At 35.9% G+C, this 13,084-nt stretch carries 8 protein-coding genes; 7 read left to right on the top strand and 1 reads right to left on the bottom strand.

Annotated elements, in window-relative coordinates; genetic code table 11:
* Nucleotides 1-651: 651 nt before the first annotated feature.
* The 5 genes from Q4503_RS17915 to Q4503_RS17895 all read left to right on the top strand — a co-directional run bounded on the left by Q4503_RS17915 (nucleotide 652) and on the right by Q4503_RS17895 (nucleotide 6,269).
* Nucleotides 652-1,131 carry a Fur family transcriptional regulator gene (locus tag Q4503_RS17915; RefSeq protein ID WP_303603096.1) on the top strand — a complete coding sequence of 160 codons (480 nt, stop codon included), beginning with the start codon at nucleotides 652-654 and terminating at the stop codon, nucleotides 1,129-1,131.
* A 35-nt stretch (nucleotides 1,132-1,166) separates the two neighbouring features.
* The gene (locus Q4503_RS17910) at nucleotides 1,167-1,562 is read left to right on the top strand and encodes a MerC domain-containing protein (protein ID WP_303603095.1); all 396 of its coding nucleotides are present in this window, start codon (nucleotides 1,167-1,169) and stop codon (nucleotides 1,560-1,562) included.
* Nucleotides 1,563-1,889: 327 nt separating this feature from the next.
* A complete protein-coding gene (locus Q4503_RS17905; protein ID WP_303603094.1) occupies nucleotides 1,890-3,026 on the top strand; it encodes a serine hydrolase in 1,137 nt (378 codons plus the stop codon).
* 247 nt (nucleotides 3,027-3,273) lie between these two features.
* Nucleotides 3,274-5,754 (top strand): M1 family metallopeptidase, encoded by a 2,481-nt coding sequence (locus tag Q4503_RS17900; RefSeq protein ID WP_215973575.1) that lies wholly within the window; start codon nucleotides 3,274-3,276, stop codon nucleotides 5,752-5,754.
* Nucleotides 5,754-6,269, top strand: coding sequence for a DUF6702 family protein (locus Q4503_RS17895; RefSeq protein WP_252727538.1), 516 nt, complete (start codon nucleotides 5,754-5,756; stop codon nucleotides 6,267-6,269). Before Q4503_RS17900 ends, Q4503_RS17895 begins: the two co-directional genes overlap by 1 nt.
* An 82-nt stretch (nucleotides 6,270-6,351) precedes the next feature.
* Here the strand turns inward: Q4503_RS17895 and Q4503_RS17890 are convergent, their stop codons facing one another.
* Nucleotides 6,352-7,194, bottom strand: coding sequence for a GntR family transcriptional regulator (locus tag Q4503_RS17890; protein ID WP_303603093.1), 843 nt, complete (start codon nucleotides 7,192-7,194; stop codon nucleotides 6,352-6,354).
* Between the two features lie 466 nt (nucleotides 7,195-7,660).
* Here Q4503_RS17890 and Q4503_RS17885 point away from each other — a divergent pair, with 466 nt between their 5' ends.
* Both Q4503_RS17885 and Q4503_RS17880 read left to right on the top strand, forming a co-directional pair.
* A complete protein-coding gene (locus tag Q4503_RS17885; protein WP_303603092.1) occupies nucleotides 7,661-10,627 on the top strand; it encodes a TonB-dependent receptor in 2,967 nt (988 codons plus the stop codon).
* Between the two features lie 131 nt (nucleotides 10,628-10,758).
* Nucleotides 10,759-12,999, top strand: a complete 2,241-nt coding sequence (locus Q4503_RS17880; protein WP_303603091.1) for a polysaccharide lyase 6 family protein — start codon at nucleotides 10,759-10,761, stop codon at nucleotides 12,997-12,999.
* Nucleotides 13,000-13,084: the final 85 nt, after the last annotated feature.

Here is a 13,084-nt window from a genome sequence, read left to right as displayed (position 1 = left end):
TTGATGAAATTAACTTTGCTAAGTTATGAGCCATATATAGTTCCTCGTCTGAGCTTATATTAGATCATAAAACTGTTGAAATTGATATTTTATTAGATCATAAAAATATCGGAATTGGTATGATTAAATCAGTAGCTAAGCAGGGTTGGCAGTTCGACTCCGGCAGTCGGCACCATTCATAAAAACTATTCTACTGATCTATACCAATCTCACTAACTATGTGATCATTTCTATTTGTTAAAACTACCAACCACATCGTTATTTATTTAATAATTAGAACAACCAGTTATTGAAATAAATGCCTTGTATTTGGCAATTTTTTCTACGTATAAAATTGTTTGACTTGCTCTCATGATTCTTAACGAGTGCTACTTTCTTCCAGCAAAGTGCAAAACATCCCTCCATCTTTTTCAAGAGCCTTAGATATGTCACTCATAACATCAGAACCTTATATAACTCTATTCAATATAAAATATTCTTAATAGTTTACACCTCACCTATTGATATGTTATAACATATCTATAGGTGAGGTGTAATAACACCAACTACAACACTGTTTAATTTTGAACATAAAACTTACGCTATATCATTTGGCTATTATGAACATGACTCTGTAAGTCTTGACGAAAATAATACAAGGATAAGATTTCATTGAACCAAGATATTCAAATACAAGCCAACTTAAAATTAGCAGCAAAAGTCTGTAAGCAACATGATGTTCTCTTAACCAAGAAACGTCGACAGGTTTTAACACTATTGTTAATAACTGACAAAGCTCTGTCTGCCTATGAGTTGATGGGAGCATTTAAAACTCACTTTAATGAAGTGTTATTGCCTATGACAGCTTATCGAACTTTAGAGTTTCTAGAGAGAATGCAATTAGCGCATAGACTTAACATCGCCAATAAATATGTAGCCTGTGCTCATATTGGTTGCAAGTCTTCCCATGAGTTACCGTATTTTTTAATTTGCCAGAAATGCTTACGTGTTGATGAATTAAACAATAATACCAATAATAATTTAAGCGATTTAACAGATAAAGCTGAACAAACTGGCTATCAATTATCATCACCACAAATTGAGTTAAACGGTACCTGCAATACTTGTCTTTCAGCACATAATAATTGCTAAAAGCAATTCTACTTTTAAATATATAGGTTATAAAAATGAAAACTGTCTCGGCCTCCTTAGATAAATCTGCAATTACATTATCTGTATTATGTTTGGCTCATTGCCTTTTACTTCCTTTAGTAACAGTTTTGTTGCCAACGGTAATTGCTACCACGATGGATCAAGAAATATTTCATACATTGATGGTTATTTGTGTATTGCCTATAAGTATTTACGCTCTGACGATGGGATGTAAGAAACATAACAAAATGTCGATTGGATTATATGGTGGATTGGGGCTTATTATCCTAGCTTCCGCACTACTCTTTGGTGAAAGTTACCTTGGTGAGATGGGTGAAAAAGGATTAACCACTTTAGGTGCCATAGTTATAGCTTTTGCTCATATTCAAAATTATAAACTTTGTCAGAAGTCTAAAAGTTGTTCATGTTAGGTCAGAATACTTATATGCAAAGCACACTGACAAAAGAAGCGATTATTATCTTTAAATATCATGATATAATTTGAGATTAAAATATCGTTTCAATATCAAGGTAGTTGATGCAGTAAACATAATTATTGCAAACGTTCTCATGAAACTAGTAAGCTCAATTTGTAGAGCAACTAACTTGTAATTAAGAGTTAGACTCCGACAGTCAATTGGTACCATTCATATCAGTCATCCACAAAAATATTGGGGCTGTTTTATTTATAGAAAAAATTAATTTTATCAAAGGGGTTTGTGTTGATTCGGATATATTGTCTTTTTTTAACTCTTGTTATGTCATGTTCTTATGCCGATCCACTTAAAGAGTTTAATCCGGGATTCTCAATGCATGTTGCTGAACAGCTTGAAAAATACAATATTCCTGGTGGCGCTTATGTCATTGTAAAAAATAATAATATAGTTTCTTTAGAAACATTTGGCCATATTGATAAAGCAAAATCACAAAAAGTTAATAGCAATACTATATTTCGTTTAGCTTCGGTATCTAAAACGTTTGCCTCCACCATTACCACTATGCTTGCACAAGAACATGTACTTGACTTATCAGATCCCATCACTAAATATGTACCCAACTTTTCTTTGGCGCAAGAAGGCGCAGCAGAAAAAATTCAGTTAAAGCATATTCTCAGCCATTCTAGTGGTTTAATGCCGAATGCTTATGATAATTTGCTTCATGAAAACTGGAGCATGGATAAAATTATTGGTCGTTTTGATCGTATTACTCCTATTTGCCAACCAGACAAATGTTACGGCTACCAAAATATCACTTTTGGACTATTACAGTCCGCCATTGAAAGTAGTCAAAACAAAAATTATTCCACTTTACTAACTGAAAGACTATTCTCTCCGTTAAAAATGAACGACAGCTCCATTGGAATAAAACCTTTTCAAGAACTTAAAAATACAGCTAAGCCTCATATATTAAGAAAAACTATTTTAACCAACAAAAAAAATAAGCAAGGAAAAAGGCTAAAGCAATATATTTGGCGTACTGTAAATGTAGCGCCTGATTTTTATAAAGTGGCACCTGCCGCAGGGGTTAATTCCAGTATTTCCGATTTAGCCAAATGGCTTATAGCAAATTTGGGGCATAAATCTGACGTTTTATCACCAGCATTATTAAGTGAAATTACAACACCAAGAATAAAAACCAAAAAAGATTTACGTAGAAGGTATTGGCGAGAGCATTTAACTGATGCTCATTACGGCTACGGCTGGCGCATTTATCAACTTAATGAGCAAAAAATTATCTATCATTCAGGTTGGGTAGAAGGCTTTCGGGCCGATATTGGTTACTCACCTGAATTAGATATAGGTTTTGCGATACTAATCAATGCCGAAGCTAATGTTATTAACCAAATATCTAGCGAGTTCTGGACAAAAACGCATCAACTCTTTACTAAGTTGTAGTAGCCATGATTTAAAATGATAGTATTTCAGTAACATGAAAATTATTCGCTTTTATTGCGGTTTCTCCACCGACAATAGGTTAATTTAGTCGAATAAAAACAACCGAATGTAAACAAAAAATTACGTTTTGCAAGAAAAGATAACACCATAAACTACTCGTAATTTTATATTAACTTCTCAGATGAGTGATAATAGCTCCCCTATTTTTCACTGTATTAATTCAACACAACAAAATAAGAATGGATAAATGAAAATTAACATTAACATTATAAAAATCTTTACTGCATTAATTTTGCCGCTTTCAATAGCTTCAACTGTTAATGCATCAGCGATTAAACAAAGCAAAGGCGACTTTGAAGACAAATTTCGTCAATTAGAGGAAGTACTTCCTACCCCAAATGTATACCGAAATGCCGCAGGTGAACCGGGTGAAAATTATTGGCAGCAGCAAGTTGACTATAAAATTAAAGTGTCACTTGATGAAGAAAAACGTCGTATAACAGCCAGTGAAAAAATCACCTACCAGAATAACTCTCCGTACAAATTAAAGTATTTATGGGTGCAGTTAGATCAAAATATCTTCAAAGATGACTCTATTGCTAATATGGCAAACAACTTTGGTGGTGTTGGTCGCCGAGGTCCTTACACCAAAACAGGTGATGCACAAACACCAGCAAAAATTAGCTTAGGTGAATTACGTCGCCAACAATTTATGGCTGATAACGAATTAGGCTATGAGATCAGCGCCATAAAAGACAGTAAAGGCAAGAAGTTAAACTTTACTGTTGTTGGTACACAAATGCGTATCGACCTACCTAAGCCTTTAAAATCTGGCGCTAATGTTGAATTTTCTATCGACTTCGCTTTCAACATTGTTGAAGAAGATGCGGTATCGGCACGTTCAGGTTATGAACACTTTGAAAAAGACGAACGCGAAGGCGGTAACGACATCTTCTTACTTGCACAGTGGTTCCCTCGCCTGCATGCCTACACAGATTACGAAGGTTGGAATAACAAAGAGTTTTTAGGTCGTGGTGAATTCACCCTAGAGTTTGGTGACTATGAAGTAGAAATTGACGTTCCTGCAGATCATATCGTAAGTGCTACAGGTAAATTAGCTAACCCTAAAGATGTACTAACAAAAACACAACGTAATCGTTTAGAAGAAGCTGAAACGTCTAAACGTCCTGTATTTATTGTTACGGAAGAAGAAGCATTAGAAAACGAGAAAGAAGGTACTAATAAGCGCAAAACGTGGAAGTTTAAAGCTGACAATGTTCGTGACTTTGCTTGGGCTTCTTCACGTAAGTTTATGTGGGATGCTAAAGGTTATAAACAAGGTGGCGACGATATGCCATTTGTTATGGCAATGTCTTTCTACCCTAAAGAAGGTGGCGATCTTTGGAAGAAGTACTCTACGGAATCTATTGTCCATACAATGGAAGTTTACTCACGTTACTCGTTTGACTATCCATACCCAACAGCACAATCAGTTAATGGTCCTGTAGGCGGTATGGAATATCCGATGATCACTTTTAATGGCCCTCGTACTGAATTACAAGACGATGGTTCACGCACTTATTCACAAGCTGAAAAACGCTTCCTAATTGGTGTTGTAATTCATGAAGTAGGTCACATTTATTTCCCAATGGTCGTTAACTCTGATGAGCGTCAATGGACTTGGATGGATGAAGGTTTAAACAGCTTTTTAGATGGTGTTGCTGGGCGTGAATGGGATCCAACAATTCCATGGGGTGTTGAGCCTCGTGATATTACTGGTTATATGAAGTCTCAAAACCAGGTACCAATTATGACGCAATCTGATAGCGTTTTACGTTTAGGTCCTAATGCTTATACAAAACCTGCTGCTGCACTTAACATTTTACGAGAAGTTATTTTAGGTCGTGAGTTATTTGATTTCGCTTTTAAAGAATATGCTACTCGTTGGAAGTTTAAACGCCCTACCCCATCTGATTTTTTCCGTACAATGGAAGAAGCATCTGGTGTTGATTTAGATTGGTTCTGGCGCGGCTGGTTCTACTCTACAGATCATGTAGATATCTCAATAGATAAAGTATATAAAATGCGTTTAGATACTCATAACCCGGATATTGATTACGGCCGTTTACGCCAAATCGAACTCGATAAACCTTCTTCATTATTTGTTGAGCGTAACAAAGCAGAAGGCAAAGAGTTATGGGTTGACCGTAATCCTGACGTAACAGATTTTTATGACGAAAACGACCGTTTCACCGTAACCAATAAAGAACGTAACAAGTACAAAAAATTCTTAAAGGGTTTAAAGCCTTGGGAACTTAAAGCACTAGAACGTGCCGTAAAAGAAGATAAAAACTATTATGTATTAGAGTTCTCAAATCTTGGTGGTTTAGTTATGCCGATTATTTTAGAACTAACCTATAAAGATGGTTCAACAGAAAGTCAGTACATACCTGCTGAAATTTGGCGTAGAACACCAAAACACGTGAGTAAACTTGTTGTGACTGATAACGACAAAGAATTGGTTAGTGTTACTGTTGATCCAGGTTGGGAAACGGCTGATGTTGACGTAGAAAATAACCACTACCCACGTCAAATTATTCCAACACGTGTTGAAGCCTATAAAGCGAAGAAGAGCACAGCTAAAGTTAGTCGCGATATCATGAAAGATATTAAAACAGAGCTTAAAACTGACGAAGATGATGAAACAGAAGATAAGAAGGACAACTAATGTCTAAACGTTTAATCATTTTTATAGCGGTTTTCTTAATAGCGATATCGAGTATTGTTTCTACAAACTTAGCGTTTGCGCACCAACAAAAAGCTGCTGAAACAACCGTTACGTTTAACAAACGTTCAGGTCAACTAGAGGTATCGCACAGGTTTTACATGCATGACACTGAGCATGCAGTGCAAGCATTATTTGATAAGAATGCTGACATCATTAACCTCAAGAAAACACAACAGCAATTTGCTGATTATGTTGCTAAGCAATTTTTAGTACGCACTTTAGCTGATGAAGAACTACCTTTAACAGCCGTAGGCTATGAAATTGAAGGTAAGTTTTTCTGGGTGTATCAAGAAACAGCGATACCAAAAGGATTGGATGGATTGAAGTTATTTAATGGTACATTACGCGACCTTTGGCCTACACAAATCAATATGGTTAATATTGAAGGTAAAGATGAAATTCGTACGTTGTATTTTAGCGATAATAAAGATTGGTTAATAACTAAGTTTAATTAATCGAGTTAGTTTGTACACAAACTTAAATAACAAAGCCTCAGCAGAAATGTTGAGGTTTTTTTTATTCTACCCCTAAGGTAAATTAAAAAGCGACGCGGTTGCCCACTAAAAGCTTCCCATTAAAGTTGTTTGCACCACGGCGTTTTCTTTGTTCGCTAATCAATGAATTGAATTCATCTATAGACTTAATAAACATAGGATTTTTAGAGATAATATCTATCTCACCATCAACGTCACCAATATGATCTGTCATAACGGCCGCTGCAGCTACAGGATCTCGCTGGACTATCGCATCTAGAATATTGAAATGTTCAGAAATTGCATCACAAGCTCTTCTAACGCCAACCCTTTTTTCTAGATGCCAAACTCTTTCTATTTCAGCTTTAGAGCTATCAAGTAAGTTCCATGCCCCTAAAATACCAGCAGATTCAAATAATGTTCGATGAAATAACTCATTAATTTTAAAAGCGGGTGAATAAATCAGTTCATGATCGTTACTTGGTTTATTTTCCCTGACTTGCTGTTCTTCAATAATCAGTGACTTTAATTTTAATTGTTGAGACAAACTTATCCCTTGCTCGGCAAGTCGCTTAACGCAAGCACTCTCTAAAGTAATTCGAATAAAACACGCTTCTAAATATCGTTCTAAACTGATCGATGTAACGTAACTACCACTTTTGGGAACTATATTAACCAGTCGATCATTAGCTAAACGAATTAACGCTTCTCTCACTGGAGTTTTACTAATTTGGAAAATTGAAGCTATTTCTTTTTCTACTAAAGGCATTTCAGGAGGCAAAGAAAGATTAATAATATTTTTACGTAAAACTGAATAAATTTGATCGACTAAACTTCCCTCTTTTGTCACGCAAGAAGCATTTATTATGTTGTCGATACTTTTAATTTCAAAATCAATTTTATTCATTACATGACTAAGGTTCTATTATTTAAGAAGTGTATTATCCACTTTATATTAGTATCTTTGCAAGTGAAAGCCATTTTTAAAAGCATCACCATGGTTCTAAAAACAGCTATTTTAATAAGTAAATAAGTTATAAAGCTCATCATTATTCGATAAATAAAATCATAATAATATTGAGTATCAATTCTCTAAATTTTTAATATTAACTGCATATTGGTTGCCTACAACCTTTAGTTTCATTACCAACATCAACTCTCTGGTAAACCAAAACTCTACTTCTTGGTAAGTTGCTATTTAAGTAATTGGTAAAAAACTATTGCGGTTTTAATTTAAATAGATTATAAATTATCTAGTATATTAGATTTAATCCTAATATATTACAAATAAAAATACATTAAAAATAAGTATGCAACCTGCGTAAACATAAATAAAAAATGACAGGTGGTAATATGCTATCAAGGGGAATTCAATGAAATTGAACAAAATTAGTGCTGTATTTAATAAATGCCAGCATAAAAACAAAAATTTAACGATCTTTGGTGCCGCTTTAACAGCAATGTTAACTTTTCCAACATATGCAGCGGAAGAGACCCAACTAGAAAATCAAAGCGTAAATGAAGTTGAAGTTATTGAAGTGAGAGGTCTGTTTGGAAGTCTTGCAGAATCAGCTCGTCAAAAACGTTTTGATTCACGCATAGTAGACGCCATTGTTGCAGAAGATATAGGTAAACTACCTGACAATAATATTGCAGAGGCCTTACAGCGTGTTACCGGTGTTTCAATTAGCACTGATTTCGGCGTTGGTGAATCAGTCACTATTCGTGGTATCTCTCAAAATCGTGTTGAATTAAATGGCCGATCTACTTCTGGTAGTGGCCGTGGAGGCATCAGTTTAGACGACTTCCCATCAAGCTTCTTAAAAACTGTTGAAGTCATAAAATCACCAACAGCAGAAATGATTGAAGGTGCATTAGGCGGTACCATTAATATGACAACGGTTCGTCCTTTAGAATTAGACGAACCTTTAATAGCTTTATCATTAGATGGTGAATATGCCGACAAAACCGAAAATTTAGCGCCTAAATTTAATATCTCTGCGGGCTCTAACTGGGACTTAAATGATGCCGGTACTTTTGGCGCATCTGTTGTCTTCGCTTATCAAGATCGTGAATTACGTCGCGATGAATTTATGAACCTTATTACGCCTACTGAGCTTGACTTAGATGGTGATGGTATCAGTGAACAAGCAAACAATGCAGGCGGTAATTTCTTAGTGAGAAGCCAAAACACAGTTGAACAAAAAACTGAAACGCGAGAGCGTACTGCATACGGAATATCGCTACAATGGGCACCTAAAGATACAGATGGCTTTATTTATTTAGATATTAACGCAACTGAACTTGATGGTGGCCAAGAAGCATATTCTGTACTTAACGACAGTAAAGACTATAGCGATTTAATTCTTGATAACGCTTATGGTGACGCTGAAGGTCAACTTAATAATTTTGGCTCAGGTAGCGTTTTTGTTCAACCTAAAACTTGGGCTGATTTCACCACCAATGAATCAATATCAAATGCACTAGGTGGCGAATTTCAAGTAACAAACAAATTAAAGATATCGGGTGAAATTTCATACGCTAAATCAGAATCTTTACGTAGTAATTCTGAATTTAACTTACGCCCTATTTCTCGTGAACAATATGATGCTGATGGAACAATCACAGAACATTTATTTACGATTACAATGACGGGTGATGGCAACCAAGTCCCCGGTATTTCGTTCTCTGATGAAGATGCATTACTAGATCCTAATAATTTAGCTATTCGCCAATTTACTCACCAAAGATACTTTGAAGATAACGAAGAGACAGCGATCCGTTTCGACGTAGAATACGCTGAACCATTCAGTAACCTAGAGTTTATCTCATCAATCAAGGCAGGTATTCGAACAACTGATCGCGAATATGAACTTGACCGATATGACTTAAGAAATAACGGTAGCGAACTTAAGAATCTTCAAACCAGTGTTTCTTATGATGGTGTAATCACACCAACATGGGTAGGTGATTTTAATAGCGCTTATGGTGGCTTTAAAGCAATTAACCATAGTAACTCATTTGAGCAAAGTGGTATTTCAGGTAATAACGCCTTAACTGATTATTATGTTTATGATGGTGCATTATTAGCTTATGACATTGATGGCACTTACAACAAAGTACAACAAATGCTTGCAGGAAGCAGTCACGAGTTAACAGGTACACTTGACGATAACATGGTACGTAACACTGGCTCTTATGCGAAAATAGAAGAAGAAACAAAAGCCTTATATACGCAAGTTAGTTTAGACTTTGGTGATTTATCAGCGGTTATTGGTGCACGTTACGTCACTACAGATTTAACGTCAAATACTTACGATCAATCGGCTAAACATGATTACTCTGATTTTTTACCAAGTATCAATGCTACATATAACTTATCGGACGAGAGCCTAGTTCGTTTTGCTGCTGCAAAAGTAATGCGTCGTGCTGAATTTGGTGAATTAAGCCCAGCATTAAATGTTGATAATTCTTTAGTAACCGGTAGCCAAGGCTCTTATCAACTAGACCCTTACCGAGTAACTCAATACGACCTGTCTTTTGAACATTACTTTAGTGAAGGTGGTCTTGTTTCCGCCGCAATCTTTTACAAAGATGTAAATTCTTTTACAGTAAGTAGTAGTTCTTGTGTTGCAGATTCAGATACGGTTACAGGACAAAACGTGACCGAATATGTAAACGTTTGTCTTCTTGATTCTGCGGGTGTAAGCCAAGCTAATGTTACCTATGCAACTTCAACTCAAGATCTTGCCTATGTTGAAGGTCAAAGAGATGCTGGCCTAACAGGAATAGTGGTTAATACAGATGTAAACGGTGGTGACGGCGAAATAGTCGGTTTAGAATTAGCTTATCAACAACAATTTAGTTCTTTACCCGGTATTTTCTCTGGTCTAGGTGTTAGCACTAACTATACCTATGCAGACAGTGAACAACCTAATGGAAATCCATTAGAAGATATTTCTAATCATACTTTCAACGCTCAACTTTACTGGGAACATGAAGGTTACCAAGTTCGTTTAGCCTATAACTGGCGTGACAAATACCTAGACACTCAAGATGAAAAACGTGTACGCCCTGTAGGTCAATTAGCAACAGGCGTATATAACCGTACTGATCCTGATTCGCCATACTTTGATCCAACCTTAGGTAACAATTATCGAGACTCACGCGGTCAGTTCGATGTATCTGCTAGCTACGATATTAATAAGCATATTACCGTGGTAGCAAATGCAGTTAACTTAACTGGTGAACCAATCCGTCAAGTAACAGAACTCGGTAGCAACTGGTTATACAGTGAAGCCGATCGCCGTTTCACTATTGGTGTACGTGCTAAGTTCTAATTCATACTACAAGGCCTTATCGTAAATAGGGCCTTGTTAACGTCATTCAAATATTAATAATGCCGCCTCCTGTTTCAATTAACCGGTGGTGCAATATTTTTTCAGAAACAATTAAAGTTAAGAGAATAAATATGTTAAAAAACTCTCCAATACATTTTTATCCATTTATATTATTTTTTGCGCTATTGTCTTATTCGCAAATAAGTAACGCTGAACTGGTAAAGAACATAAAAGAGTTTGATAAAGCTGTTGCTAACGTTAAACCTGGCGGTGAAGTTATTCTCGCAAACGGTACTTGGTCTGACGTAGAATTAATTTTTAAAGCGAAAGGTTTACCAAACAAACAAGTTGAATTAAAAGCGCAAACACCAGGTAAAGTAATTATAACGGGTCGCTCTAATCTAGCATTTTCAGGCGAGTACATTACAATTTCAGGCTTAGTTTTTAAAGATGGCTACACACCTACAGGTGAGGTACTTTCTTTTAGAACCGCTAATGATGAGTTAGCGAATAACTCAAGAGTAACGAATACCGTCATCGATAACTTTAGTACGACTGATCGTCCCATGTCTGATCTTTGGGTCGCTATGTATGGTAAAAACAACCGTTTTGATCATAACACCCTAATTAATAAAAGGAATCGAGGAGTTACTTTAGCTGTCAGAATGAATACTGAAGCCAGCCGTAAAAATAATCATATTATTGAATACAACTACTTTGGGCCAAGACAAATACTTGGCGCAAATGGTGGTGAAACCTTACGTATTGGCACTAGCCACTTTTCTCGCGAGTATTCAAATACCACAGCACGCTACAATTACTTTGACCGTACTAACGGTGAACACGAAATCATATCGAACAAATCAAGCGGCAACTCGCTAATCAACAACGTATTCTTTGAAACCCAAGGCACGCTTACTATGCGCCATGGCCACTTCACAAAAGTAGAAGGAAATTATTTTCTAGGAAATCATAAACCTAACACTGGTGGTATTAGAATTATCAATGAAAGCCAATCGGTAAGTAATAACTACATGTATGGCTTAACCGGTAAAAGATTACGCGGTGCCTTAGTTATTATGAATGGTGTGCCAAACTCTTCACCAAACCGTTACGACCCGGTTATCGACTCATCAATGAATAACAATATCGTTATCGATAGCGATTATATTGAGCTTGGCGCAGGTGCAGATGAAGAGCGTTCAGCACCACCTTCAACATCTGAGTTTAAAGGCAATATCATTTTAGGTAAGTCGAACCTTTCACCATTTACCTTATATGACGATATGTCAGGCATTAACTTTGAAGGTAATTATTTAAACGAAGAAGCAAGTACACCAATTAAAAGTGGTTTTGCTAGTACGCCTTACAAAGTTACCGTTAATAAATATGGCCTTAAATCTCCTTCTAAAGCGTTATTGGATAAAATTAATTTCGGTGAAGTTAAGTTACCTGTAACTAAAGACGAAGTAGGTACTAACTACTATCCTAAAAATGAAACATCAGTTGCATTTAATAGCGGCGATACAATCAAGGTGAAATCTGGAACGAATACTATTTTAACAGCACTTGAAGCAAGTAAAGCTGGTGATGTTTTATTACTAGAAAACGGTGGTGAATACTTATTAACAAAATTTGTTGAAGTGCGTCATCCAATCACACTTATGGCGGCTAAAGGTAAAAAACCTATTATTCGTTCACAAAAGCCTAATTTTATTAATATTGAAAATGGTGGCGCGTTAGCTGTTGAGAACCTTTGGTTTGATGGTGCTGAATCGCCAGATTACAAAGGTAATAGCATTATTAGCACAAGTAGTACTTCAATGAATATTAATTACAACTTACTAGTACGTAATATCAAGGTGACAGATCTTGATGTGAATGGTTACTTCTACTTCTTTAAAGCGAATGCGGGCACTTTTGCAGATCGCATTGACATTTTAGATTCTGAGTTTAGCAATATTACCGGCGCTATTCTTCAAATGAACCGAGAAGTAGATGATTTAGGCGTATATAGCGTTGAAAATTTAACTATTTCAGGTAACACCTTCAAAGATATTAAAGAAGAGGTTGCTACAGTTTATCGCGGCGGCACTGATGAAAGCACCTTTGGACCAATGGTGACGGTTAAAGACAACACCCTAACGAATGTTGGTAAAGGCCCAACCCATAGATCTGGCGCTTCAATGTATTTTCATGGTGTACAAAAATTAAATATTTCAAATACAACGTGGAATAACAGTGCACCACTTGAACTGTTCTTAACCAACGGCGAGCCAGTTACAGTAATCAAAGATGTGGTTTTGAAAAATAGTGGAAAAATACAAACTAACAATAGTGGCTATAAAGCGGAAAACGTTACTTACAAATAGTTGATGAATATTAAATTTATTCATGTTGTCTTTATCTATATGAAAGTAAAGGCAACATGATAAGTATGATTAAAATTAACGACCT

It is taken from the genome of Colwellia sp. 6_MG-2023 (genome assembly GCF_030547765.1).
In the GTDB taxonomy this organism is placed as follows: domain Bacteria; phylum Pseudomonadota; class Gammaproteobacteria; order Enterobacterales; family Alteromonadaceae; genus Colwellia.
Note: the sequence above shows the minus strand (reverse complement) of the source record. Positions and strands in the feature narration are given on the sequence as shown.